The sequence below is a fragment of the Agrobacterium sp. InxBP2 genome (assembly GCF_026191755.1).
GTDB lineage: Bacteria > Pseudomonadota > Alphaproteobacteria > Rhizobiales > Rhizobiaceae > Agrobacterium > Agrobacterium pusense.
The window spans coordinates 534,127-560,046 of sequence record NZ_JAINDY010000029.1; the positions used below are offsets into that span (position 1 = coordinate 534,127).

24 protein-coding genes and 1 pseudogene are annotated in these 25,920 nt (G+C 59.8%); 12 read left to right on the forward strand and 13 right to left on the reverse strand.

The genetic code is table 11. The annotated features are described in order from the left end of the window. Positions 1 to 4: 4 nt before the first annotated feature. The 5 genes from K7A42_RS15000 to K7A42_RS15020 all read right to left on the reverse strand — a co-directional run bounded on the left by K7A42_RS15000 (position 5) and on the right by K7A42_RS15020 (position 6,062). Positions 5 to 1,594, reverse strand: a complete 1,590-nt coding sequence (locus K7A42_RS15000) for an ABC transporter substrate-binding protein (RefSeq protein WP_035206882.1) — start codon at positions 1,592 to 1,594, stop codon at positions 5 to 7. 34 nt (positions 1,595 to 1,628) lie between these two features. Beyond that, positions 1,629 to 2,828, reverse strand: a complete 1,200-nt coding sequence (locus tag K7A42_RS15005) for a M20 aminoacylase family protein (protein ID WP_137069461.1) — start codon at positions 2,826 to 2,828, stop codon at positions 1,629 to 1,631. A 90-nt stretch (positions 2,829 to 2,918) separates the two neighbouring features. Beyond that, complete coding sequence (locus tag K7A42_RS15010; protein ID WP_282455480.1) at positions 2,919 to 4,103, reverse strand: LLM class flavin-dependent oxidoreductase; 1,185 nt, start codon at positions 4,101 to 4,103, stop codon at positions 2,919 to 2,921. Further along, positions 4,094 to 4,987, reverse strand: a complete 894-nt coding sequence (locus K7A42_RS15015) for an NmrA family NAD(P)-binding protein (protein WP_153775838.1) — start codon at positions 4,985 to 4,987, stop codon at positions 4,094 to 4,096. The genes K7A42_RS15010 and K7A42_RS15015 overlap by 10 nt, the downstream gene beginning before the upstream one ends. Positions 4,988 to 4,994: 7 nt before the next feature. Beyond that, positions 4,995 to 6,062, reverse strand: a complete 1,068-nt coding sequence (locus K7A42_RS15020) for an ABC transporter substrate-binding protein (RefSeq protein WP_006698445.1) — start codon at positions 6,060 to 6,062, stop codon at positions 4,995 to 4,997. A 347-nt stretch (positions 6,063 to 6,409) separates the two neighbouring features. On the opposite strand from K7A42_RS15020, the gene K7A42_RS15025 reads away from it, so the two are divergent. Then, on the forward strand, positions 6,410 to 7,717 hold the full coding sequence (locus tag K7A42_RS15025; RefSeq protein WP_112766186.1) for an NtaA/DmoA family FMN-dependent monooxygenase: 1,308 nt from the start codon (positions 6,410 to 6,412) through the stop codon (positions 7,715 to 7,717). Between the two features lie 77 nt (positions 7,718 to 7,794). Here K7A42_RS15025 and K7A42_RS15030 read toward each other — a convergent pair whose 3' ends face one another. After that, positions 7,795 to 8,823 (reverse strand): LLM class flavin-dependent oxidoreductase, encoded by a 1,029-nt coding sequence (locus K7A42_RS15030; protein WP_112766185.1) that lies wholly within the window; start codon positions 8,821 to 8,823, stop codon positions 7,795 to 7,797. 423 nt (positions 8,824 to 9,246) lie between these two features. Here K7A42_RS15030 and K7A42_RS15035 point away from each other — a divergent pair, with 423 nt between their 5' ends. The 3 genes from K7A42_RS15035 to K7A42_RS15045 all read left to right on the forward strand — a co-directional run bounded on the left by K7A42_RS15035 (position 9,247) and on the right by K7A42_RS15045 (position 12,710). Then, a complete protein-coding gene (locus K7A42_RS15035; RefSeq protein ID WP_006698448.1) occupies positions 9,247 to 10,395 on the forward strand; it encodes a mandelate racemase family protein in 1,149 nt (382 codons plus the stop codon). A 6-nt stretch (positions 10,396 to 10,401) separates the two neighbouring features. Then, a complete protein-coding gene (locus K7A42_RS15040; RefSeq protein WP_004445505.1) occupies positions 10,402 to 11,031 on the forward strand; it encodes an SGNH/GDSL hydrolase family protein in 630 nt (209 codons plus the stop codon). A gap of 80 nt (positions 11,032 to 11,111) precedes the next feature. Further along, positions 11,112 to 12,710 carry an ABC transporter substrate-binding protein gene (locus tag K7A42_RS15045; RefSeq protein WP_137069464.1) on the forward strand — a complete coding sequence of 533 codons (1,599 nt, stop codon included), beginning with the start codon at positions 11,112 to 11,114 and terminating at the stop codon, positions 12,708 to 12,710. 389 nt (positions 12,711 to 13,099) lie between these two features. Here the strand turns inward: K7A42_RS15045 and K7A42_RS15050 are convergent, their stop codons facing one another. From K7A42_RS15050 to K7A42_RS15065, 4 genes are read right to left on the reverse strand one after another with little or no spacing between them, the layout of a single operon-like run. Beyond that, a complete protein-coding gene (locus K7A42_RS15050) occupies positions 13,100 to 13,858 on the reverse strand; it encodes an ABC transporter ATP-binding protein (protein ID WP_006698450.1) in 759 nt (252 codons plus the stop codon). After that, positions 13,858 to 14,694: an ABC transporter ATP-binding protein gene (locus K7A42_RS15055; protein ID WP_282455481.1), complete on the reverse strand. Its 837-nt coding sequence runs from the start codon at positions 14,692 to 14,694 to the stop codon at positions 13,858 to 13,860. The genes K7A42_RS15050 and K7A42_RS15055 overlap by 1 nt, the downstream gene beginning before the upstream one ends. A gap of 4 nt (positions 14,695 to 14,698) precedes the next feature. Then, complete coding sequence (locus tag K7A42_RS15060) at positions 14,699 to 15,586, reverse strand: ABC transporter permease (protein ID WP_004445513.1); 888 nt, start codon at positions 15,584 to 15,586, stop codon at positions 14,699 to 14,701. Continuing rightward, positions 15,586 to 16,608 carry an ABC transporter permease gene (locus tag K7A42_RS15065; protein WP_004445514.1) on the reverse strand — a complete coding sequence of 341 codons (1,023 nt, stop codon included), beginning with the start codon at positions 16,606 to 16,608 and terminating at the stop codon, positions 15,586 to 15,588. Before K7A42_RS15065 ends, K7A42_RS15060 begins: the two co-directional genes overlap by 1 nt. A 296-nt stretch (positions 16,609 to 16,904) precedes the next feature. On the opposite strand from K7A42_RS15065, the gene K7A42_RS15070 reads away from it, so the two are divergent. Continuing rightward, a complete protein-coding gene (locus K7A42_RS15070) occupies positions 16,905 to 17,540 on the forward strand; it encodes a LysE family translocator (protein WP_282455482.1) in 636 nt (211 codons plus the stop codon). Positions 17,541 to 17,567: 27 nt separating this feature from the next. Here K7A42_RS15070 and K7A42_RS15075 read toward each other — a convergent pair whose 3' ends face one another. Both K7A42_RS15075 and K7A42_RS15080 read right to left on the reverse strand, forming a co-directional pair. Next, positions 17,568 to 18,296 (reverse strand): FadR/GntR family transcriptional regulator, encoded by a 729-nt coding sequence (locus K7A42_RS15075; RefSeq protein ID WP_004445516.1) that lies wholly within the window; start codon positions 18,294 to 18,296, stop codon positions 17,568 to 17,570. Positions 18,297 to 18,387: 91 nt separating this feature from the next. Further along, a complete protein-coding gene (locus tag K7A42_RS15080; RefSeq protein ID WP_004445517.1) occupies positions 18,388 to 19,374 on the reverse strand; it encodes a GlxA family transcriptional regulator in 987 nt (328 codons plus the stop codon). A gap of 126 nt (positions 19,375 to 19,500) precedes the next feature. On the opposite strand from K7A42_RS15080, the pseudogene K7A42_RS15085 reads away from it, so the two are divergent. The 7 genes and pseudogenes from K7A42_RS15085 to K7A42_RS15115 all read left to right on the forward strand — a co-directional run bounded on the left by K7A42_RS15085 (position 19,501) and on the right by K7A42_RS15115 (position 24,307). After that, positions 19,501 to 20,328, forward strand: a pseudogene (locus K7A42_RS15085) (alpha/beta fold hydrolase). A gap of 26 nt (positions 20,329 to 20,354) precedes the next feature. After that, complete coding sequence (locus K7A42_RS15090) at positions 20,355 to 21,146, forward strand: SDR family NAD(P)-dependent oxidoreductase (protein WP_282455483.1); 792 nt, start codon at positions 20,355 to 20,357, stop codon at positions 21,144 to 21,146. A gap of 13 nt (positions 21,147 to 21,159) precedes the next feature. Continuing rightward, complete coding sequence (locus K7A42_RS15095; RefSeq protein WP_004445520.1) at positions 21,160 to 21,645, forward strand: hypothetical protein; 486 nt, start codon at positions 21,160 to 21,162, stop codon at positions 21,643 to 21,645. A 181-nt stretch (positions 21,646 to 21,826) separates the two neighbouring features. After that, positions 21,827 to 23,119 (forward strand): bifunctional sulfur transferase/dioxygenase Blh, encoded by a 1,293-nt coding sequence (gene blh, locus K7A42_RS15100; RefSeq protein ID WP_282455484.1) that lies wholly within the window; start codon positions 21,827 to 21,829, stop codon positions 23,117 to 23,119. A 53-nt stretch (positions 23,120 to 23,172) separates the two neighbouring features. After that, positions 23,173 to 23,469 (forward strand): sulfite-sensing transcriptional repressor BigR, encoded by a 297-nt coding sequence (bigR, locus tag K7A42_RS15105; protein WP_045531466.1) that lies wholly within the window; start codon positions 23,173 to 23,175, stop codon positions 23,467 to 23,469. A gap of 29 nt (positions 23,470 to 23,498) precedes the next feature. Then, positions 23,499 to 23,873, forward strand: coding sequence for a YeeE/YedE family protein (locus K7A42_RS15110; protein ID WP_282455504.1), 375 nt, complete (start codon positions 23,499 to 23,501; stop codon positions 23,871 to 23,873). After that, entirely contained in the window at positions 23,870 to 24,307 is a 438-nt protein-coding gene (locus K7A42_RS15115) for a YeeE/YedE family protein (RefSeq protein WP_282455485.1), read from the forward strand. Before K7A42_RS15110 ends, K7A42_RS15115 begins: the two co-directional genes overlap by 4 nt. Positions 24,308 to 24,380: 73 nt before the next feature. On the opposite strand, the gene gpmI is transcribed toward K7A42_RS15115, so the two are convergent. Next, positions 24,381 to 25,898, reverse strand: a complete 1,518-nt coding sequence (gene gpmI, locus K7A42_RS15120; protein ID WP_006698461.1) for a 2,3-bisphosphoglycerate-independent phosphoglycerate mutase — start codon at positions 25,896 to 25,898, stop codon at positions 24,381 to 24,383. Between the last annotated feature and the right edge of the window lie 22 nt (positions 25,899 to 25,920).

Here is a 25,920-nt window from a genome sequence, read left to right on the forward strand (position 1 = left end):
GTCCTCACTCGCTTTTCCAGGCTGTCGCCAGATCGCCATAGGCAATGTCGATGGTCGTCACGAGCGATTTCAGGCTGGTGTTGCGTAGAATGACGGTCGGCAAAGCAACGATCGAGAAATTCGGCAGGTCATCGCCGACGACTTTCTGGATCTCATGGAACTGCCCGGCCCGCTTCGTTTCATCAACCTCGATGGCGGCCGCCCGGAAAAGATTGTCCACCGTGGGATTGTTATAGTGGGCGGCGTTGACATAAGGCGCGGGGTTCTTGATGCCATCGGACCAGTAAAGACGCTGCACGCCCGCCGTCGGATCGAACAACCGGCTGATGCCGTTCACCGTCAGGTCGAAACCGCGCTCGGTATAAACGCGCTTGATGAAGGTGGCGAGATCGCCTTCGACGATATCCACCTTCACGCCGAGTTTGCCGAAGGATGAGCGGAGATATTCGGACGTTTTACGGAAGACGTCGGACGGCAGAAAAGCGAGCCGCAGCGAAAAGCGGGTGCCATCCGCGCCCTTCGGGTAACCGGCCTTGTCCAGCAACTCGTTAGCCTTGGCGAGATCGAAGGGATAAGTGAAAGGCTTTTCGTCGTTATAGGCGGTGAAGACTGCCGGGATGTTGGAACCGGCAGGTTTCGCCGTCCCGAAGAAGATGGCGTCATTGATGAAATCGCGGTCGATGGCGTGGGCCAGCGCGTGACGCACCTCCTTCTTCGCCAGAATTGGGTTCTCCAGATTGAACTCGAACACGGCCGCATTGTTGAGATAAGCGTCGGTATAGACCTCCACAGCCAGTTTCGGATTTTGCCGCAGGCGCTCAAGATCGCTGTAGGAGACATCGGCGGTGTAATCCGCCTCACCCGTCTCCACGGAAATGGTGGTGGAAGCCGCATCGGCGACGAACCGTGCCACGAAACCATCAAGGTAGGGCAGATCGGCCTGCCAGTAATCCGGGTTCTTCTTCAGCTTCACATAGCTGCCGCGTTTCCATTCCTCGAACACGAAGGGGCCTGTGCCAATTGGCGCATTGCCGTTCGGGCTTTCATTGTAGTTTTCCGAAGCATAGGCATGGGCCGGCAATATGGGCGTCTCGCCGCCCGTCAGCGCGCGCAGAAGATAAGGCGCGGGTTTGGAAAGCACCACCACGGCCGTCAGCGGATCAGGCGTTTCGATATCGGCAACATTGGCGAAGGTGATGCGCCCCCGTGGCCCGACCTTCTTGAAGGCAAGCAACGAAAATTTGACGTCCTGCGACGTGAAATCCTTGCCATCATGCCATTTGACACCCTTGCGCAGCTTGAAAGTATAGCGCAGCCCGTCGGCCGATGTTTCCCAGCTTTCGGCCAGAACCGGATGCGGTTTGAACTCGCTGTCGAACCGCACCAGACCCTCGAGGATTTTCGTGGAAATGGCGCGGGTGCGCGTATTGGAATCGGAAAGCGGCACTAGCGTCGTTGGCTCGCCGAGACCTGCAAAAGTGACGATCCCGCCCTTTTTCGGCGTTTCCGCCGCCAGCGTCGGCAGGGATGGCAGCAATGTGGCTCCGGCCAGGGCGGCACTCAGAAGCAATGTCTTACGTCTTGTAATATCCATGGATGTTTCCTCTTACAGACTTGTTTTTTAAACTTCAGGCAGGTTTCAGCCGGGTTTCCACCAGCCGCGCGAACAGGGTCGCCCCGACGGGCAGGATGTCGTCGTCAACGATGAAACCGGGATTGTGGGCAGGCACCGTGCCGGAATGGCCAAGGGTGAAAAACGCACCCGGTGCGTGTTTCAAAAGATCGGCGAAATCCTCGCTGCCCATGAAGCGGCCGGGCGCGGTGGAAACGCGCTCGTCTCCCAGAACCTCGCGCGCCACGCCGGCAACGATTCCCACTGACACGTCATCATTGGTGAGGACCGAGAATATGTCGCGAATATCCACCTCAGCAGTCAGGCCATAGGCAGCAGCGATGTGATCCGAGATGGTGCGGATGCGGCCCCTTATGGTTTCGCGCACGCTGTCGGAGAAGGCTCGCACTGTTCCGGCAATCGCGGCCGTTTCGGGAATGACGTTATAGGCTGATCCAGCTTCGATGCGCGTGATCGACAGCACGGCGGGTTCGGTGGGCGATACGTTGCGGCTGACGATGGTCTGCAGAGCCTGGATCAGCTCGCCCGTTGCCGGCACCGGGTCGCGGGAGACATCGGGATGCGCGGCGTGAGCACCCCGGCCCTTGAGCCGGATGTCAAAGAAATCCGCACCAGCCAGAATGGTGCCCGGCGAAACCTTGAGGTGATTGGGCGCGGCATGGGTGGAATTGTGGAGCCCGTAAATCTCGTCGACCGGAAAATCCTTGAACAGCCCATCGGCAATCATGGCGCGCGCGCCGCCCAGCCCCTCTTCGGCAGGCTGGAAAATGAACACCACCGTGCCGGCGAAATCGCGGGTTTCCGCCAGATAACGGGCGGTGCCGAGCAGGATGGTGGTGTGCACATCATGCCCGCAGCCATGGAACTTTCCGGGGTAGACGGACGCATAGGGCAGACCGGTTTCCTCGGGCATCGGCAGGGCATCCATATCGGCCCGGAGCCCGATGGAGCGATTGCCCGCATGACGGCCGCGCAGCACGCCAACCACGCCGGTCTTGCCATAACCGCGATGAACCTCGATGCCCCAGGAAGCAAGCTTTTCAGCGACGATGCCTGACGTGCGCACCTCCTCGAAGCCGATTTCGGGATGCTGGTGCAGGTCGTGGCGGATGGAGACGAGCTCGGGAACAAACGTCCCGATCCGGTCGATGATTTTAGGGGCGGGTGTTTTAACGGGATCGACGGCGATATTCACGGTATCTCCTCAGGACAAAAAATATCGTTTTCGCAATCGGACGATTGCGAAGGATTGGCTTCGGATAGGAAAATCAGGGCTGGAAAGGCGTCAGAGCCTCAGGCCCGCCTCCTTCATCAAGGGCAGAATACGCTCGGCGAAATAATCGAGGTCTTCGCGGAAATCGTAGAAATTCAGCTGAACGCCATCGATCCCCGCCTTCTTCAGGCCGACAAGCTGCTCGACCACCTGTTCCGGCGAGCCGATGATTTCGATATTGCCACCTAGATTGCGGCCCTGCTTGTGGCGTGCATCACCGCGTCCGCGCCAGGCATGGGCGTCGCTGTCGTAATTGTTGGTGGCGAAAGCACGCGTGCCGGGCTGCGGCTTTCCGGCCTCGATGGCATCGGCATAGGCGATCGCCTCCTTCTCCGTATCGCGACTGACAATGATCGGATTGATGATCGTCTTCACCTGCCGGCCATAGGCTTTGGCGCGGTTCTTGATGGTGGCGACATGATCGGGAAGCGTTTCGAGCGCACTGTCTATATGCGCACCGCCCGGCGAAGTGACGAAAACCAGATCGGAATGACGGGCGGCGAAATCGATACCGGCGGGAGAACCGGTCGCTGTCACCAGCGGCGGGCGGCCGAAGGCAGGCTTCGGCGTGATCCAGCCATTGTTGATCGCCCACGGGTTGAGCTTGCCTTCATAAGTGAAGTTTTCGGTTTCTCCCCAAAGGCGGTGGAGCACATCGAACAATTCCCCCGCCATGTCATAACGCTTGTCATGATCGATCCGCTGCCAGCCGAACATTTCATGTTCGATGGCACGGTGGCCGGTGACGATGTTGATGCCCCAGCGCCCTTTGGCAATGTGATCCAGCGTCGCGCCATATTTGGCGAGATGCAGCGGATGCAGGGGCCCGTAAAGAACGTGGATGGTGGAGATCAGCAAAATGCTCTTCGTCACCGCCGCCATCGCGCCAAGCGCAATGAAACTGTCAAGCGAGGAGTCACCGTCATAACCACCCTTCGGCAGCCATTGCGTGCGACTGAAGGCGATTTCGAAACCGAGCTCTTCGGCACGCTTCACCAGTTCGACATTGTAATCGAAGGTCCAGCTGTTGCTGGTCGGCAAGCTGGAGAAATTGATATCCTGCAGATTGAGGAACAGACCGAGCATCAGGGGCTGCTTTATGGCACGACTGAGCGGGCTGTCGTCGAAATCAGCCGGGCCTTTCAGCTCAAGACCTTTGAGCTCAGAATCTTCGGGTAATGGAACAGTCAGCGCCATGTCTTTTCTCCCTCGGAATGATCACCCTGTGGGGCAGTCGCCAGCCGCGCGCGCAGATAATCTTCGACACTGCGGGGCTGGCGGCCAGTGATATGGTAGATGGCGTCGGTGATGGATGCGGCGAAACCTTCGCGGATGAGTTCTCCGAATTCACCGATCGCCGTCTGTTCGAAAGCGCCGATATGCGGCGGAAAGACGGGGGCAGCATGGTGCGAAACGCCAACGGGCCGATGCAGGATACGGGCCGCAATGCGGGCGATTTCCAGCGCCGTCAGCGCTTCGCGTCCGGTCAGCACCAATGGGCCGACGAGCGGTGCGCTTGAAGCCAGAGCCTGTACAGCGACATCGGCAATATCGTCGGCATCGATGAAGGAGACCGCCGCATCGCCGAAACGGGCGGGCACGTCCTCGCCTTTGCGAAGCGCGGCGACAGCAGGCTCCAGCGCAACCTGCATCCAGGCGTTCGGCCGCAACACCGTATGCGCGATGCCGCTTGCCGCCAGATATTGTTCCACCTCGCCATGCGCCGCTCCCGAAATCGAGCGTGCAGCATTTCCAATAGTCCAGTCGGAACCGGATATTTTCACGATCCGCGATATACCGGCGGAGAGAGCGGCATCGATGACCGTCTTCTGGTCTGCCGCCAGCGTCTCCCCGATGGGCGAAAGCAGAAACACCCTGTCGGTCCCCTGCGCTGCCGCCTTCAGGCTGGCCCGATCGGAAAAATTACCCTCCGCAATCTCGACCCTGTCGCCCCACAGCTTCAGCGCGTCTTCGCGCCGGCGGGTCAATACCCGAACCTCCGCCTGACGTTGCAAAAGACGGCTGACGACCCTTTGCCCGAGCTTGCCCGTTGCACCCGTTACAAGAATGATGGCTGCCATGACGTTATCATCTCCCAACAATATGGTGCGCGGTATCCTGCGGTGCAGAAAGGGCGCGTGGATCGGCCCAGTCCTGGACATCGAAATCTTCGGGAATGAATTTCCATTGCAGCAGGAAATCCTTGAAGTGACTGAGCGCATCCAGCTCAGCCGGATCGAGATCGAGTCTCAGATTGCGATATACGTCCGGGCCATTCGCAGCGAGAACCGCCTCCTCGCTGACGCCGATCTCGCGAGCGATGAAACGCACGGCCTCCCCCGGATTGTCATTTGCCCAATCCGCAACGCGCTGAACCGTGGCCACCAGTTCCGCTACCAGATCCGGACGCTCATCGGCAAAAGTGGCGTCCACGGTCAGGGGACGCGGCGTACCGTTATTGATGCGGATCTTCGGATCAGGGTGAAAACCCGTCGATACCACGACCTGCGCGGCGATGAGATTGGCGACAGTGACGCCTTCCGCGCCCTTGACGAAAAATGCATCGATTTGGCCCCGGTGTAATGCTGCGATTTCCTCGCCATAGGGAAGCCGCCGGCGCAGACCGTGGAACCGTTCCTCCGTCGGGCCGAGCAGCACGGGTTCTTTGGCGGCAAGCTCGACAAGCTCGACATCTGCGATGGAAAGCCCCGAGACCGTCAATGCCGACACGATGCCCTTGAGCGAGGTGGCGCGCTGGAAATCGATGATCTCATCCGGGCGCTTCGGCAGACCGATGCGCCGCCCCTTCAGGTCGCTTCCCTTGCTTATCCCACTTGCGGGCAAGGCAATGACGGCCTGGAACTCGTCGGTCCTTGTCAGCCCCACCAGCCGTGTTTTCCGGCCACCGGATTTCGCCCAGATCGGTGGGATGTTGCCGCCCTGACGGAACGACCAGTCCAGCCGATGATCAAAATGACTCTGGCGAATGGCTGGATCGGCCGCATCGCGAATGGACGAAACGGAGATGCCGTGGTTGGCAAAACTCTGCTCAATCCAGCCCAGTTGCGTTGCGATGGAAAGCGGCGTGGGCGCCGGGCAGCGTGTATACCACACCGTTACGGGTTGGGTTCCCTGGCGAAGAGCGGCGTTGGCCATGGCGTTCGTCCTCGAAATTGCGATCTGGACGGCACGCTACACGCCATAAAACATTTTCTATAGATAAAGTGTACTATTTCAAACGCGATTGAGGAAATTCGTTTCCATCTTACCAGCTCATGCGCCGCATGGCGGAATATCCTTTCGATAAAAGCAGGATTTCGCTGGGATTTTTGTCGGGCATCGATCAGATCGACCACGCGCGGGTGAAACTGGAGACGAAAGTTTTTCTTCTCCACACAGCAAGGATTTTTAACTCGCGACCGGCCCCCCGGCTGTTACGCTTCCCGCAATTGCGCGGCCATACAGGCCGATAATCCAACAGACCCGAAAGAAAAAGTGGCAGCATGAGCAAGACCAAACGCCGGCTCAATCTCAACGTCGGCATCAACACGACAGGATATCTCGCCAATGCCTGGAAATATCGGAGCGGAGACCGGCACGATATAAACGATATCGAATATTACCGACGACTGACGGAACTGGCGCATAAGGGCCGGTTCGACGCCGTTTTCCTTTCCGACCACCCGGCACTGCTGACCGACCCGGCAAGCCGGCCGTTCCACACCATTGATCCGCTCATCCTCTCGACATCGCTTGCCGCACAGGTGCCGGATATCGGCTTCGTGGCAACCGTGTCCTCCACCTACAATTCGCCCTATAATTTCGCCAGACGAACTCAATCCATCGATCTCGTCACCGGCGGCCGGCTGATCGTCAATATCGTTTCTTCCTTTAATCCCAATGTTGCCGCCAATTTTGGCAACGACCCGCTGCCGCCGCGCAGCGAACGTTATGCCAAGGCTACCGAATTCCTGGATGTCGCAAAAAAGCTCTGGTCTAGCTGGGACCCCCGCCGCGAGAGCGACGTGCCGGAGAACCGCTTCTGGGATGCGGCGACAGCCGAAACCATCGATCATGAGGGGCAATATTTCCATGTCAAAGGCCCCCTCAACGTTCCGCGCGGGCCGCAGGGGCATCCCGTTATCGCGCAGGCCGGCGCCTCCGAAGGCGGCATTGATCTCGCGGCACGCCATGGCGAGATCATCTATTGCAATATTCTGTCACGTCCCGCAGGGCAGGCCTTTGGCAAGAAGGTCCGCGACCGCGCTGTCTCCCTCGGGCGCGATCCCTCTGGCATCCGCATCGTTCCCGGCCTCGTCGTCATTCTCGGCGAAACCCGGCAGGAAGCCCTGCGTAAACATGAACTCTACAGCGGCGCCGGTTCGGAAGACGGTCTCCTGGCACGTTTCGCCAGAGAAAACGGCATAGAGCCTCGCGATTTCGACCCCGACGCAAAACTCGATGCCGAGCGTTTCATCCCCGACCAGAACCGGCAATGGGCGGTAGGCATGGGCCTTGGCCTTTCCGATCTTCTGACCCATGAAAAACTGACTGCCCGCGAGGCCGTACGCCGCTCGGAAGGACATCACCGGCTGCTGCTCGGCACGGCGGAAGAGGTAGCGGACGGCATTATCGAGCTCTGGCAGGATGGCACAGTGGACGGCTACACATTACAGCCGCCACGGGCGCCCGATGATATCGCTGAATTCGTCGAACAAGTTGTTCCGGTACTGCAGGATCGTGGGGTTTACCCGCGCGAATATGAAGCCGCGACGATCCGCGACCGCTATGGCCTGCCATACCCCGATTGAAGGACGGATGCGGCAATGTCGCTCAGTCGACCTCCCGCCGGCTTCCATTGAAAGTCGAATGGCGGGAGGTGGCGATATTATTGCCCCGTCGCCACTTTCAAAACCGGCCTTTCGCCGGAAAGCTGCGGCAGGACAGAGGCGAAATCCGTCACGATCTGGCGATAATCGTCCGGCTGGAATTCATAGGGAAGTTCGAGGCGGAATTCCGAGACAAACGGCAGAACGGGGTCGCTCGACAATCTTTCCAGAATCTCATGCGTCGTCCCGACGATATCCGGCAGGAAAAGCGTGCGGCGCGCCCCATGCGGCGAGGTCGTGCGCTTGTCCCGCTCGGCAACGAATTCCTGGTAACGGCGGCGCGTGGCGGGGCTTGCGCTATCGGTTGGCAGGATGACGCGGCCAAGAGCGACACGCGGTTCGCGCTCATGCGCCCATTCCTGCCGGAAGCGAGCAACGAGAGCCGCCTGAGCGGTCAGAAAATCATCGGTATTCTCGCCGCTGACAATATTGCCCGTCAGAAGATTGAACCCTGCCCTGCCAGCCCAGCGCGCAGAGTTCTGCGATCCACCGCCATACCATAACCGGTCCGTCAGCCCCTTAGCGACTGGCCGAAGCCGCGGCACCTGCGCACCGGCCGCATTGCCCGCCTCCGTCTCGTTCGACAGCGGCTCCGATCGCAGCGCCCTCGCCAGCTTCTCAGCGCGCGCGTGGCTGTAGTCCGCGTCGACAACCGTATCGACATAGTCGGAAATAAGATGGGCGAAGGGCGGTGCGCCCACCGAAACCCCCACATTCAGCCGTCCGCGCGACAGGACATCCACGGTGGCCAGATCCTCCGCCAGCCTGAATGGGTTCTCGTAACCGAGTTGAATAACGGCGGTGCCTAACCCGATCCGTCTGGTTCGTTGCGAAGCCGCAGCGAGGAAAGTCGCCGCAGAGGAGACACCCCGCTCCAGATGGCGCTGGCGGACCCAGGCGCTATGATAACCCAGCGCCTCTCCTGCTTCGAAAAGCTGCAGGGTTTCTTCCAGCCCCTGTCCCGGATCATCGTCATGATAGTTGCCCGGGACAAGAAAGGCGAAATGGGAGATATGGGAAAGGGGCATGGGCGCGCATCCGGAAACGAGTTGAAACTCAGCGACGCAAATGCAGCCATCCTGGTTTGGAACGACCGCCCGATGCGACGCATGCTCACACAGCATGCATGATGACGGCGGCAACTGGCGCGGCATGTTCGTTTATAGTCCCGGCCATTGTTGAAAGATCATTGCGCGATTCAATAATACACTAAAATTGTGGACTATCCCTCCACACAGGCCGCCCTCACGCTTCCTCGGGTCTTTTTTGGAATGAGGCAAATTCGCCAGAGGCTGTTCCTCACCGCCGACCTGTGCAGCGTTGAGCACAAATGACCTTGATTTCCCCATCCAACATGTAATACAGATTATCATACATGTTGACAAATATTGCATACATGTATGACATTGCGGCGACCAACAACGCCGAGACACCTGCATGAGGGAGGAATTATGATCATTACCGACGTCGAGGTCCGTGTTTTCCGCACGACGACCCGTCGGCACTCGGACAGTGCCGGCCACGCGCATCCGGGTCCGGCGCATCAGGTGGAACAGGCCATGCTGACGATCCGGACAGAGGACGGCCACGAGGGCCATTCTTTCACCGCGCCAGAGATAGTTCGCCCGCATGTCATAGAAAAATTCGTCAAGAAAGTCCTGATCGGTGAGGACCATCGAGACCGCGAACGGCTGTGGCAGGACCTTGCCCACTGGCAGCGCGGTTCAGCCGCCCAACTGACTGACCGCACGCTGGCGGTGGTTGACTGCGCGCTATGGGACCTTGCCGGCCGCTCCCTCAATCAACCTGTATACAAGTTGATCGGCGGTTATCGCGACAAGGTGCTCGCCTATGGCTCCATCATGTGCGGTGACGAACTGGAAGGCGGGCTGGCGACACCGGACGACTACGGCCGCTTTGCCGAGACACTGGTGAAGCGCGGCTACAAGGGCATCAAGCTGCACACGTGGATGCCGCCCGTCAGCTGGGCGCCGGATGTGAAGATGGACCTCAAGGCATGCGCGGCCGTGCGCGAGGCGGTCGGCCCCGATATCCGCCTGATGATTGACGCCTTCCACTGGTACTCCCGCACCGATGCGCTGGCGCTGGGCCGTGGCCTCGAAAAACTCGGTTTCGACTGGATCGAGGAGCCGATGGATGAGCAGTCGCTGTCCTCCTACAAGTGGCTTTCCGACAATCTCGATATTCCGGTCGTCGGCCCGGAAAGTGCGGCCGGCAAACACTGGCACCGTGCCGAATGGATCAAGGCCGGCGCCTGCGACATTCTGCGCACCGGCGTCAACGATGTCGGGGGCATCACACCGGCGCTGAAGACGATGCATCTGGCCGAAGCCTTCGGTATGGAGTGCGAAGTGCATGGAAATACCGCCATGAACCTGCATGTGGTTGCCGCCACCAAGAATTGCCGCTGGTATGAGCGTGGCCTGCTACATCCCTTCCTCGAATATGATGACGGCCACGACTATCTGAAGTCTCTGTCCGATCCGATGGACCGGGATGGCTTTGTCCACGTTCCCGACCGGCCGGGCCTTGGCGAGGACATCGATTTTACCTTCATCGACAACAACCGGGTGAGGTAACGGGCGATGAAAACGGTGCTCGCCTTTGGAGACAGCCTCACCTGGGGCGCGGACCCGGCAACGGGCCTCAGGCACCCCGCCGCATATCGCTGGCCGGAGGTTCTGGAAACCGAGCTTGCCGGCATGGCGAAAGTTTACCCCGAAGGTCTTGGCGGGCGAACCACCTGCTACGACGACCACGCCGGTCCGGCCTGCCGCAACGGCGCGCGGGCGCTGGAAATAGCGCTCTCGTGCCATATGCCGCTTGACCTCGTCATAATCATGCTCGGCACCAATGACATCAAACCGGTGCATGGCGGACGCGCGGAAGCCGCCGTTTCCGGCATGCGCCGGTTAGCGCAGATCGTCGAGACCTTCATCTACAAGCCGCGAGAAGCGGTACCGAAACTGCTGATCGTTGCCCCACCGCCCTGCGTTGCAGGCCCCGGTGGAGAACCGGCGGGAGGGCGGGATGTCGGGCAATCGCTCAGGCTTGCACCGCTTTACCAAAAACTCGCTACCGAACTCGGACATCACTTCTTCGACGCCGGTTCGGTCGCCAGTGCTTCGCCGGTGGACGGCGTGCATCTGGACGCGCCGGCGACAGCGGCGATCGGCCGGGCCCTGGCCACGCCAGTCAAAGATATTCTTGGTTGATCACACGCCGCCCGAGGAGGAACCGGGCACGTGGATCGAAACGTGGAAGGCCGTATGAAGCGGCCGTATTGGGAGGAAAGATGAAACATTTTCTTGCAACAGCAGCACTTGGCGCCCTGCTGATCGGCGCCATGCCGCTCAGCACTTTTGCCGAGACGCCAAAGGACCAGCTCATTGTCGCCACGACCATGAGCAATATCCTAACACTCGACCCCGCCGCCATCACCGGCCGCGAGACCGTGCAGGTTCTGAACAATATCTATGACACCCTGATCGTGCTTTCGCCTGAGGACCGCAGCGTCCAGCCGCGCCTTGCCGAACGCTGGGAAATAGCCGAAGACCGGAAGTCGATCCGTTTCCATCTACGTGCGGATGCCAAGTTCGCTTCCGGCAATGCCGTGACGGCAAAGGATGTGGCATGGAGCCTCAAACGGCTTCTCGCCCGCAATCTGGCGCAATCATCCTTTCTGAAAACCCGCGGTTTCAAGCTCGAAGAGGCCGACAAGCTTTTCGTTGCCGAAAGCGATCAGATCTTCGTGCTGAATATCCCCAAGCCCGACGATCCCAACCTTCTCCTGATGATCCTTGCCCAGAACGGTCCCGGCTCGATCATCGACAGCCAGACCGCGCTTGAGAATGAGAAGGATGGCGATCTCGGCGGCGCATGGCTGACGCTGAATTCCGCCGGCTCCGGCCCCTTCAAGCTGACCCAGTGGAAATCCAACGAATACATCATCCTCACCCGCAACGACGATTATTGGGGTGAAAAGGCCAAGATGAAGCGTATCCTGATGCGCCATCTGCCGGAATCGCAGTCGCAGCGGCTCATGCTGGAAAGGGGCGATATCGACGTTGCCTATTCCCTGCAGGCTCCGGATCTGAAATCACTTGAGGCCGACAAGACCGTCACCATCGAATCCACACCGGGCTCCGGTTTCTATTACCTCAGCGTTTCGATGAAGGACGAGAAATTCGCGAACAAGAAGGTGCGCGAGGCCTTGCGTTACCTGATTGATTACGATGGTCTCGACAAGGCGGTCATGCCCTATTACGGCAAGCTGCATCAGCGCTCCCTCAGCACCGGCGTCATGGGTGCGCTGCCGGATCAGGGCTACAAGCTCGATATTGAAAAAGCCAAGGCGCTTCTGGCCGAGGCCGGTTATCCTGATGGGTTCAAGACAACGCTGCGCGTGCTTTCGGAAGACCCGTTCATGAAAGCCGCAACGGCGATCCAGAACACGCTCGCCCAGGCAGGCATTCAGGCCGAGCTGATCAGCGGCTCCGGCGACCAGATCTATGGTGCGATGCGCGAGCGCAACTTCGAATTGCTGCTCGGCCGCGGTGGCGGCGGCCAGCAGCCGCACCCGGACAACAACCTGCGCTCGATTGCCTACAACCCCAATAATGCCGATGACGCCAAGCTCACCAATTACCAGAGCTGGCGCACCAGCTTCTTCGACGAAAAGCTGAACAAGATGATCGAGGAAGCTCTTGTCGAGCGCGATGCGGCAAAACAGACAAAGCTTTATGAAGACCTGCAGGGTTATATGGATGAAATCGTCATGTCCATTCAGCCCTTCTCCGAAGTGGTCGACACCGCAGCCTTCCGCAGCGACGTCAAGGGCATGATCGTCAGTCCCTGGCTCTCTAGGTTTGAAGTGGTGAGCAAGGAGCGATAATCGGCGCCATATCTGCGAGTAAGAAAAGGCGCGGCTAACCCCGCGCTTTTTTGCTGCCGACGAGGCCTTACAAAGCCGAAATATTCCCCAAGAGTGAGGCATCCGCACTCCGTCACCCCGGACTAGATCCGGGGTCCAGCCCGATCAAGTCCTTGATCGCGTAAGACTCCTCTTATGGCGCAGACACCCCGTAGCTGGATGCCGGATCTAGTCCGGCATGACGGCGGAGAGGCTCCGTTTGTCAGCAGCCCGAGGCCCGATTACCACCGGTCTTTTCTATCTTCGGCCTGCCTTCCCAAAAAAAAATGCCCGGCGGGGAGGCCGGGCAAGGAAGGAGGCTGTTATTATCCGTGGCGCCCCGGAGGAGGACGGTCACGTTCTTGGAGCCGTCACGCGCCTTCATATTCCAGTGAGGCGCCGATCAGTTCGCGCGCATAAGGATGCGTTGCATCGTTGCCAGCAATGGCCTCGCGCGGCAGGATTTCGGTTATTTCGCCACGCAGCATCACGGCGAAGCGATCGCACATGTGATCGACCACGGCGAGATCATGGGTCACCATGATATAGGTGAAACCGCGCTCTTCCCGCAGCCGCTGCAAGAGGTTGAGGATTTCCGCCTGGACCGAGACATCGAGCGCCGAGGTCGGCTCATCGAGCAGCAGCAGCGACGGTTCCAGGATCAGCGCCCTCGCAATCGCGACGCGCTGCCGTTGGCCGCCGGAGAGTTGGTGCGGGAAACGGTCGAGGAAAGACACCGGCAGGCCGACATCAGTGATGACCTTGCGCATGCGCTCCTCGCGGTCGCCGAGCTTGTGGATCGCAAGCGATTCACCAAGCACGGTGCGCACCGACTGGCGGGGATGCAGAGAGCCATAGGGGTCCTGAAACACCATCTGCAACATACGGCAGCGCTCGATCAGCGGCACGTCTCGCACCGATCTGCCGTCGATGAGGATATCGCCAGTCCAGAAATCGTTGAGCATTGAGACGCAGCGCAACACGGTGGACTTGCCCGAACCGCTTTCACCGACCAGCCCGAAACATTCGCCGGGCTCGACACGGAACGACACCGAAGGCAGCACTTTCAGTGCAGTATTGCCGCTGCCGAAAGTGATGGAAAGATCGCGGGTTTCGACAGAAACGGCCATTATGCATTCTCCTCCACCCATTCAGGGCGGCGGTCTAGCACCGCAAGCGGTGCGCGCGCACCGCCGATACGCGGCTGTGCCGCCAGAAGGCCGCGCGTATAGGGATGCTGCGCCTGATCGAGATCGCGGGCGGCCAGCGTTTCCACCACGCGGCCTGAATACATGATCAGCACCCGGTCGCAGAAATTGCGCACAAGGTTGAGATCGTGGCTGATCATGATGAGGCCGATGCCGCGATCGCGCACCAGACCGTCGAGAATGTTCAGCACCTGCAACCGCACCGTCACATCAAGTGCCGAAGTTGGTTCGTCAGCGATAACGAGATCGGGATCGGCAAGCAGCATCATGGCGATCATCACGCGCTGACCCATGCCACCGGAGATTTCGTGCGGGTATTGCTCGTAGACACGTGAGGCATCGCGGATCTTCACCGCATCCAGCATCGCCAGCGCCTTTTCCCGTGCCTCGGCTTTTGATGCCCTGAAGTGGCGCAGATAGGTCTCCGTCACCTGATCGCCGACCCGACGGATGGGGTTGAGGGAGAATTTCGGATCCTGAAGGATCATCGACATGCGCCGGCCACGAACCTTCAGCATCTCCTTCTCATCGAGGGAGAGAAGATCGAGCCCGTCGAAAGCCAGCCTGTCAGCTGTGATCGTTGCCGAAGGCAGGAGGCGCAACAGAGCGCGTCCGACTGTGGATTTTCCCGAACCGCTTTCACCGACAATGCCGAGCCGCTCCCGACCGAGCGTGAAGGAGATGCCGCGCACCGCCTCGGTGGGTGAGCCACCATAACGGATACGGAGATTTTCAACATCAAGGATTGGTTTTTCCATGTCCCTATCTCCGGTTCATCTGCTTCGGATCGAGCGCATCCCGCAGCCCGTCACCGAGGAGGTTGAAAGCGAGACTGACAGACAGGATCGCAATGCCGGGAAAGGTCACCAGCCACCAGCTATCCAGCATGTAACGTCGGCCGGTGGCGATCATCGCTCCCCATTCCGGCAGCGGCGGCTGCGCGCCGAGGCCAAGAAAGCCCAGACCTGCGGCGGTCAGAATGACGGTCGCCATGTTCAGCGTCAGTCTGATGAGAACCGAGGGGAGACACATGGGCATGATCGACTTGACGATGATGCGCAGCGGCGACGCGCCCTGAAGCCTTGCAGCGGCAATGTAATCCGCCTTGCGAAAGGTCATGGCTTCAGCGCGGGCAAGACGCGCAATCGGCGGCCATGAGGTGAGCGCAATTGCAATGATCGCATTATTAAGGCTCGGACCCAGCGCTGCGACGAAGGCGAGCGACAGGATGAGGCTAGGGAAAGACAGGAAAATATCCGTGATGCGCATCATCACCGTATCGAACTTGCCGCCGAGATAACCGGATGCCGTACCGACCAGAAGGCCGACGGGACCGACGATGATCGATACCAGCGTGATGATGGTGAGCGTGATGCGAGCGCCCCAGAGAAGACGGCTATAGATATCGCGCCCCAGCTCATCCGTCCCGAAGACATGGCCGTTGCCCGGGGGCTGCAGCGTGTTGGCGAGATTCTGTGCGTAAGGATCATGCGTCGCGAGCCAGGGCGCAAAAATCGCCGAGATGACGAGCAGCAGCAAGATCAGCAGGCCGAAAGCCGATGTCGGGCTTTTGAGGAGGAAGACGATAATGTTCTTCAGCGCGTTCAGCGGCACCGGAAGACGGAAGGAAGTTTCAGCACGGGCCGTCATCAGCGGGTCCTCGGATCGAAAAAGCGGTAGAGAATGTCGGACAGGAGATTGAGCCCGATAAAGATGACGCCGACGATCAGTACACAGGTCATCACGGCATTCATGTCGCCGATGATAAGATTGCTGGTGAGATATTGCCCGAAACCCGGCCAGGCGAAGACGGTCTCAATGAGGACCGCTCCTTCCAGCAGCGAACCGTAAGCCAGCGCGATGATGGTGACCAGCTGCACGCGAATATTGCCAAAAGCATGCAGCCACACCGTCTGCCGCTGCGACAGGCCTTTGACACGCGCGGTCGTCACATATTCCTGCCCCAGCTGATCCAGCATGAAGCTGCGCGTCATGCGGGTGATATAGGCAGAGGAGGAATAGCCCAGCAGGGCAGCTGGCAGGATGAGGTGGTTGATGGCCGACCGGAAGACCTCCATGTCACCCGCAAGCAGGCTGTCGATCAGCAGAAAGCCAGTCCGCTCCTCCACCAGACCGATATAGAACTGGTCCATGCGGCCACCGCCGCCAACGAGGCCGAGATGGGCGTAAAAAACGATCAGCGCGATCATGCCGGTCCAGAAGATCGGCATGGAATGGCCGAACAGGCTGAGAACGCGCACAAGATGATCCTGCCAGCGGTCTTTCTTCACGGCGGCGTAAACGCCCATGGGTATGCCGAGGCCGGCACCGATCAGGATGGCGAAGGTCGCAAGCTCGATCGTCGCCGGCATCACGCTTATGATGTCCTCGATGACGGGGCGGCCCGTGCGGATCGACGTTCCGAAATTGCCGGTGAAGACATCTCCGAGATAATAGACGAACTGCTGCCACAGCGGGCGGTCAAAGCCGAGCGCGTGATAGACCTGTTCATAGGTTTCACGGGTCGCATCCTCACCGACAATGGCCCGCACTGGGTCGGCGGGCATCAGGCGGCCAATGAAAAAGGTCAGCAGCAGCAATCCAAGCAGCGTGACCGCAATACTTCCGATCTGGCCGGACAGGCCATAAAGCGAAAGGCGTCTTTTTGACATGATTCCTCCCTTGCCAGTCACCGAACGTGCAAGAAGCATATCCTGTCTGACAACTACGGTAAAGTTGTCACAGGTGTTGCGGGCTGTCAAGCATCCGACGCCAAAATCGATATCGGCAGGCGCGGGGGTATACAGGGACAGCGTTGCCCAGGCGGCGGTTGCGGCGTTCTTCTTTCCCTAAAGAAGCCCACATTGCCACAACCGCAAAACGCTGTATTCTCCCTGCCCACAGAAGGCTGACATGGAAAATTGTGGCGATTTGACCGCTCGTGTCTGCCGCCTCGGGGGAGGAAAATATGATCGACGTGACGCTTCTGGCCTTTGCCATCGTCGCCTTTATCGGCATTGCAACACCCGGCCCCACCGTCTTGCTGGCGCTTGCCAATGGTTCGAAATTCGGCGTGCGTCGCGCGATGATCGGCATGGCTGGTGCCGTCCTTTCGGATTTCGTCCTGATCGGCGCGGTTGCACTGGGACTGGGGGCTCTTATGGCCACCTCGGAGTTCTGGTTCGGTGTCGTCAAATGGGCGGGGGTCTGCTACCTTGTTTACCTTGGCATCATGCTTCTGCGTTCAAGAGGGACGCTTGACGGCGCTCTCGGCTCTGCAGAGGCAAACATGGCCGCATCGGCGCGTTCGATCTTCCTGAAGAGCTTTCTCGTCGCCGTGACCAATCCCAAGGGATACCTGTTTTTTTCGGCCTTCCTGCCGCAATTCATCGATGTCGCCGCGCCGCAGATTCAGCAATATACCGTACTTGCGCTGATCTTCGCCGGCATCGACTTCATCGTGATGTTCGCATACGCCCTGTTCGGCGCGCAGGCGGTCAGGATATTGCGCAAGTCCGGAGCATTATGGCTCGACCGCATCTGCGGCGGCGCGCTGTTGACGCTTGCTGCTTCCCTGGCCTTTTACCGACGGGCCAACGCATAATTCATTGCCATATCAGCTATTTCCGCCTTACTCAGCCACGGTGCGGGACCGCAGGAGCACCTTGTAACGCTCGAGACTGCCGCGCAGATGCGAGGCCATATATTGGCGCGCGGCATCGGCGTCTCCCTCGATAATGGCATCGACGATCTTGCCGTGCTCCTCTTGCAGGTGGAGGTTGTAATCCTTGGGGCGCGACCCCGGCGCAGCACCCTGCAATTCGCCGCGGGGAATGATACCGGACCGAATGAGTTGAAGAAACTCCGGAAACCGCCTGTTCTGCGTGGCCTGCGCGATGGCGAGATGGAATTCGAAATCGGCGTCCCGCGTTGGTAGCCCGGCGGCGAGACAGTCACCGACACGCCGATGCGCATCCACGATCGATTCCACCTGCACGGCGGAACGGCGCGAGGCCGCCAGCCCGGCGGATTCCACTTCGAACACGGTCCGCAGTTCCAGGAGTTCGATGACCGAGGAAATGCGACCCACGGCGAGATCGTTAAAAGGCAGTTCCTTTGCCGGCTTGGCTTCGACAGCAAAGACCCCTGCGCCCTTGCGTGCTTCAACGAGGCCATCGGCACGAAGAATGGCGATGGCCTCGCGCACAACCGTCCGGCTGACGGAATATTCCCGCGTCAATTCGCTTTCGCTCGGAAGCCGGTCACCCGGGCGGAACACCCCCTCCGCCAGGTCCCGTCGCAAGGCCGAACTGATTTTCGCCGCAAGCGATACTTGCTTGGTGCTGCTCTCGACGTCCATTCCGGCCCACCTGTTTTAAACTTGTCTGGCATGTTAGCAAACACCGGCCACATTGCAAGTGCCGGGTACCACCACCCCCATCGGATCAACCTCAGGCAGCAACCATGGCCGAACCGCTGGAAAAGCGGCTTCTATACTCTCCCGGTGAGAGGCCGAGAATGCGGTGAAACACCCGGCGAAAGGCGGCAGCGTCCTCATAACCCACCGACCAAGCGATCTGATCGACCGAACGGCGGGTGAATTCCAGCAATTCACGCGCCTTGCCGACCCGCAGGTGCTGGACATATTCGATGGGCTTCATGCCGGTCGCCACCTTGAAGCGGCGCAGAAAGGTTCGCTCCTCCAGCCCGGCATGGCCGGCCATGTCGGTAACGCTTGTCGCCCGCCCGGCACGGGCCTGCAACCAGTGCTGCACCTTCAGGATCGGCTCATCGCCATGCGTCAGCCTTGGGGCGAAACTACTATAATGACGCTGTTCCCGTCCTGACGGGTCGATCAGCAGAAACTTGCCGGTCTCGATCATCACGGAAGGGCCGAGCAGCCGGTCGACGATGCGCAGGCCAAGATCGGTCCACGCCATCAACCCGCCGGCCGTGATGATATCGCCGTCCTCGATGACGATCTTGTCTATCTCCAGCCGGACATCGGGAAATCGGTCCCGAAAACGCTCCGCAAACAACCAGTGGGTCGTCGCCGGGCGGCCAGCCAGAAGCCCGGTGGCCGCGAGCATGAACGACCCGCCGCAACTGGCAGCCAGCGTCGCGCCCTGGGCGTGCCGGTTCAGCAGCCAGCGGGCGTAAGGCTCGGCTTCCTCGATTTCAGCCGGCCCGGTCAACCGGCCGGGCACAACGAAGATATCGGGATGCCCCGGCCCGCCGGGTTCCGTGTCATAGGAGCGGGAAAATTCACCGCCTTCGCCCATGCTCCAATGGCTGACCCGCAATTTAGGCCCGCCGCGATCCTGTGAAAATACCGACGCGATGGCGAAAAGATCGGTGATGCCATGCACCATGGCGATCTGGCAGTCCCGATAGAGGACCAGCCCCACTTCCAGCGCGCTTCCCGTTACACCCGCCATGCCCAACCCCGTTTTGTCAGTTTCGGCTCGCTTTCTGTCAGAAGCGCCAATCCATCCCCGGCTGCGTCAAGAGTATCTCTATTCCCACGGGACGCAAGCAAGCTCCCTGCAACAGGAGAGAGAGCCATGACAACGATCACCACCAGAGACGGAACGCACATCTTCTACAAGGACTGGGGCCCGAAAGACGGCCAGCCCATCATCTTCTCCCACGGCTGGCCGCTCAGCGCCGACGCCTGGGACGCGCAGATGGTGTTCTTCGCCAATAACGGTTTCCGCACCATCGCCCATGACCGCCGTAGCCACGGCCGCTCCGATCAGGTCTAGCATGACAACACCATGGATCAATATGCCGACGATCTGGCCGAGTTAATCGAACAACTCGATCTTCACGACATCATTCTGGTTGGCCATTCCACCGGTGGCGGAGAGGTGACACGTTATATCGGCCGCCACGGCACCGCCCGCGTTGCCAAGATCGCTCCCATCGGCGCGGTGCCGCCGCTGATGCTGAAGACGGAAAGCAACGCCATCGGTCTGCCAATCGACGTTTTCGACGGCATCCGTAAGGGCACCTATGACAATCGCAGCCAGTTCTTCAAGGATCTGACCATTCCCTTCTACGGCTACAACCGCGAAGGCGCCGTCATATCCGAAGGTATCCGTGATGAGTTCTGGCGGCAGGGCATGATGGGCGGCCTGAAAGGTCAGCTCGACAGTATCCGCGCCTTTTCGGAAAGCGATTTCCATCAGGACCTGAAAGCTTTCGACAAGCCGACGCTGGTTCTGCACGGCGATGACGACCAGATCGTGCCGGTCGGCGCTTCCGCGCTTTCCACGGTCAAGATCGTCAAACATGCGGTGCTCAAAATCTATCAGGGAGCCGATCATGGCCTGACACAGACCCATCAGGACCGGTTCAACGCCGACCTGCTCGCCTTCATCAACGGCTGAAACCACCGGATACAGGAGACACGGACATGACACAGAATACATTTCTCATCACCGGCGCATCCGACGGCATCGGCGCGGTTTATGCCGAACGTCTGGCAAAACGCGGCCACGATCTCATTCTGGTGGCGCGACGCGCCGAGAAGCTGAAGGCATTGGCCGCGCAGCTGGAAAAGGATCATCACATCGCCGTCGAGGTTCTCTCCGCCGATCTTTCCAGGGCGGAAGATCTCGAAAAGGTCGAGGCGCGGCTGCGTGAGGACCGGCGGATTACCGGCCTCGTCAACAATGCCGGTATCGCTGGCGAAGGCGCGATCACGGCGCTGGACCCAGCCTATGTGACGACGATGATCAGCCTCAACATTCTCGCCGTCACGCGGCTTGCGGCGGCCATCGCGCCGCGCCTTGCCGCCGACGGAAAGGGCACGATCATCAACATTACATCAGTTACAGCACTGATGCCGGCAGCATTCACCGCCGTCTACCCGGCCACCAAGGCTTTCGTGCTCGCTTTTACCGAGGCGCTGCAGGCACAGCTTTCACCCTCCGGCGTGCGGGTTCAGGCCGTTCTTCCCGATATAACCCGCACGGCCATCTGGGAGGAAGAACGGCTCGATACCATTCCGGCCGCGATGGTCATGGATGTGCATGACATGGTGGATGCTGCCCTTGCCGGTCTCGACCTTGGCGAAGCGCTGACCATTCCCTCCCTGCCGGACACTGCCGATCTTGAAAATTTCCTTGCCGCGCGTGCAGCCCTGCGGCCCAATCTCTCCCATGCACTTGCCGCCAGCCGGTATCGTGCAGCCAAGCCCGAATAGAGGGATACGTATCATGATCCTCGGACTGACCATTCCCCAATTCACTGCACTGCATGTGGGCTTGAGCTTCATCGGCATTGCTACCGGACTGATCGCCCTGCCCGCTTATGCGGCAGGGCGATGGATGCCCCGCATGATGGCGCTATTCCTCGTCACCACGCTTGCCACCACGCTCACCGGCTTCCTGTTCCCAATCGGAAATTTCACGCCGGCACTCGGTGTCGGCGTCATATCGACCCTCGTTCTGGCAATCGCACTTGTCGCGCTTTACGGATACGGTCTGAATGGCAGGGCGCGCATCATTTATACGATCACCGCCACGATGAGCCTCTATCTCAACATGTTCGTCCTGATCGTGCAGGCCTTTCTCAAGGTCGAAACGCTCAACAAGCTGGCGCCGAACGGCAATGAACCACCGTTCCTGATCGCCCAGACGGTCCTGCTTGTAGGAGCCATCTGTCTCGGCTGGAAGGCGACGCGCCGCAGGCTTGCCGTCTGAGGCCAGTGTGAATTCTAATCGATGCCGCAAACATGCCTTGCGCCCTGCCACCCGGGCGCAGGGGATGTTCCGCTAACACGCCACAAGCCGCAGAGAGCTGCGAAGGTACCTCGCACTCTTGCCAGCGATCAATATACATTATACAATAATATATATTGATTTGTTGCCACAGGAGATGTCGATGAAAGTCGTTAAGATCAACGAGCGCTTGACCGTTGCGGGGCAGCCGATGACCGCCGATTTCCAATCGCTCTCCGCGCAGGGTTATAAATGCGTCATCAATGCCCGGCCGGATGGCGAAGAGCCGAGCCAACCGGGCAGTGAGCAGGAAAGAAGCGCCGCCGGGGCGGCAGGCATGGACTATGGCTTCATCCCGGTCACCGGCCCTGCTATCACTGAGGCCGATATCCGCGCCTTTCAACAGAAAATGGCGGAAGCGGCAGGCCCCGTTTTTGCCCATTGCAAGGGTGGCACCCGTGCGCTCACGCTTCATGTGCTCGGGGAAGCGCTCGACGGACGCATGGAACGCGGCGACATCGAGGCGTTTGGCAAGGCGCATGGCTTTGATCTTTCCGGCGCCACCCGCTGGCTGGAGCGACGCGCGGCAGCGGTTCCAGTCAAGGCATTCTTTGATCCGCGCACCTGGAGCGTGCAATATGTCGTTTCCGATCCAGTGACCAAACGCTGCGCCATTATCGATCCGGTCTATGATTTCGATGAGAAATCCGGCGCAACCGGAACGATGAATGCCGACGCCATTCTGAATCATGTGGAAAGCGAAGGCCTGTCGGTGGAATGGATTCTCGATACCCATCCGCATGCCGACCATTTCTCCGCCGCCCATTACCTGAAGCAGAAGACCGGTGCGCAGACAGCGATCGGCGCGAAGATCACCGGCGTACAGCGGCTCTGGCAGGAAAAATACAATTGGCCAGACCTTGAAACCGATGGTTCGCAGTGGGACAGGCTGTTCGAGGCGGGCGACAGGTTCAATATCGGTTCGCTTGAAGCGCGCGTGCTGTTTTCGCCCGGCCATACGCTCGCCTCCGTAACCTATGTGGTGGGAGATGCCGCCTTCGTGCACGATACGCTTTTCATGCCGGATTCAGGCACAGCGCGGGCTGATTTTCCCGGTGGCAGCGCCAGAGAACTCTGGGCGTCCATTCAGGACATTCTCGCCCTTCCGGACGAAACACGGCTGTTCACCGGCCATGATTATCAGCCCGGCGGCCGCGCGCCGAAATGGGAAAGTACGGTGGGCGAACAGAAACGCAGCAATCCACATCTGGTCGGCATGACGGAGGAAAGCTTCATCCACCTCAGGGAAACGCGGGATCGGACCTTGCCGATGCCAAAGCTCATCCTCCATGCCCTGCAGGTCAATATTCGCGGCGGACGCCTGCCGGAGCCGGAGGCAAATGGCAGGCGTTACCTGAAATTCCCTCTTGATGTGCTGGAGGGAAGCACGTGGTAAAGGGAAAGACGCCCGGAAAGCCCCTTCATACTCCTGACATTCCCCTTCCCGCCATGGAGGAACGGGCCGTGGAAGTCGCGCTGCTTTTGAAGACCCTTGCCCACCCTGCGCGGCTGATGCTGGCCTGCACGCTGGCGCAGGGAGAATTCTCCGTGGGAGAGCTGGAAGCCAGGCTGGATATTCGCCAGCCTACACTCTCCCAGCAGCTGGGCGTCCTGCGGGAAGCCGGTGTGGTTGAAACCCGGCGTGACGCCAAGCAAATTTTCTACCAGCTTAGCGAAGCGAAAGCGGCGCAGCTGATCGAGGCGCTTTACACCATATTCTGCGCGCCGGAGGAGGAGACCGCGTGAGCCCCTACTGGTCTTCTCTTTTCGGCGGCATGTTGCTCGGCCTCGCCTGCGTTCTCCTGTTTGTCTTTAACGGCCGCATTGCCGGCATCAGCGGGATCATCGGCAGAACTCTTGGCAGGCAGCGGCGTCTTGCCGATCTCGCCTTCATCACCGGCCTGCTGGCGGGACCTTATATCCATGCCGCAGCATTCGGCCGGCTGCCCGCAATCACCGTCGCTGCCCCTTGGCCCCTCATCCTGATTGCCGGTCTGCTGGTAGGTTTTGGCACATGCATGGGCTCCGGCTGCACCTCCGGCCATGGCATCATGGGGCTGGCGCGGTTTTCCCGGCGCTCGATCGCCGCAACCGCCACCTTCCTGATCACCGGCATCTTTACTGCGACGATAGCGGGAGCCCTGTCATGAAAAATCCGGCCGTAGCGCGTATTGCACTTGCATTGCTTGCAGGAGCGTTGTTCGGATTTGGCCTTTCGCTGTCGGGCATGGTCGATCCGGCGCGTGTTTCCGGCTTTCTCGACATCACAAGCGGCCATTGGGACCCGAGCCTGATGTTCGTTCTTGGCGGTGCCGTTATGGTCGCGGCGCCGGGCGTGCTGCTCAGCAGACGTCTCGCCAAGCCCGTTCTCGCCGACGATTTCCGCCTTCCAGCAAAGCCCCGCATCGACGGGCCGCTGATAACCGGCTCGGCAATTTTCGGCATCGGTTGGGGGCTTGCCGGCTTCTGCCCCGGCCCGGCACTCTCCGCTGTCGGCCTTGGGCTGATGCCAGTCGTTCTTTTCGTCTGCGCCATGATTGCCGGCATGCTGGCGCACGACCGCCTCTACGCGAAGCAGTCATAGCTTAAAACGCTCGTTCGGAACCTGAAACAGACGGTCGCGCGGGGGTTAAATGCTGCCGCGCGACGACGTATGATTAAAGGTCGATCAGGCTCTTGCCCGTCATTTCCGGCGGCAAGGGCACATTCATCAGCTGCAGCAGGGTAGGCGCGACATCGGCGAGAATACCGTCATGCAGCTTCGCACCTTCAGGGCCACCGAAAAGGATCACCGGAACCGGATTTGTGGTGTGCGCCGTATGCGGGCCGCCGGTCACCGGGTCGACCATGGTTTCGCAATTGCCGTGGTCGGCAATCACAAGCATTGCGCCTCCCACTTTTTCGAGTGCGGCAACCACCGCACCGAGGCCACGATCCACGGCTTCACAGGCCTTGATTGCGGCCTGCAGATCACCGGTATGGCCGACCATATCAGGGTTGGCGTAATTGGTGACGATGAGATCGTAACCCTTGCCGATCGCCTCGACAAATTTTTCCGTTACCTCGGGCGCGCTCATTTCCGGCTGCAGGTCGTAGGTCGCGACCTTCGGGGATTTCGGCATGAAGCGATCTTCACCGACTTCCGGCTCTTCCTTGCCGCCGTTCAGGAAGAACGTCACATGCGGATATTTTTCCGTTTCGGCGAGGCGGAACTGCGTAAGTCCCTGCTTCGCCACCCAGGCGCCAAGCGTGTTGACGATATCGCGCTTCGGGTAAGCCGTGGCCATGAAATCATTGTGCCGGGTAGAATATTCCACCATGCCAAGCAGCGCCGAGAGCACTGGCTTTTCGCGCGCAAAACCGTCGAAATCATCGGCACCGATGGCAAGCAGGATTTCACGCGCGCGGTCAGCACGGAAGTTCAGGCAGAACAGGCCATCGCCGGCCTTGAAGCCTTCGTAACCGTCGATCACGGTCGGCAGGATGAACTCGTCCGTGACTTTATTCGCGTAGCTCTGTGCAACGGCGCTCACCGCATCCCGGGCGTGCTCGCCTTTGGCCAGGACCATCGCGTCATAGGCCTTTTCGACACGCTCCCAGCGGTTGTCGCGATCCATCGCATAATAACGGCCGATCACGGTGCCGATGCTGGCGCCTTCCGGCAGGCTTGCCACAAGCGCAGCCACAAAATCTTCAGCGGATTGCGGCGCGACGTCACGACCATCGGTGATGGCATGCACCACGACCTTCAGGCCGTGGCTGACCATCAGCTTCACCGCCGCCTGGCCGTGGAGGATATGGCCGTGAACGCCGCCATCGGAAACGACGCACATCAGATGCGCCACACCGCCTGCGGCCTTCACCTTGGCGGCGAAATCAAGCATCGCCGCATTGCGGAAAAAGCTGCCATCCTCGATTGCAAGATCGATCTGGCCGAGATCCATGGCGACGATGCGGCCCGCACCGATATTGGTATGACCGACTTCGGAATTGCCCATTTGTCCGGTAGGCAGCCCCACCTTAGGACCAAACGTGGTGAGCCTCGCATTCGGGCAGGTGGCGAAAAGCCGGTCCATGGTGGGCGTGTTCGCCAGAACAGGCGCGTTGCTGGATGTATCCTCACTCAGCCCCCAGCCATCGAGAATAGTCAGGACAACGGGCTTGGGAGTTTGCATGGGAGGACCTTTTTCGTTCTGT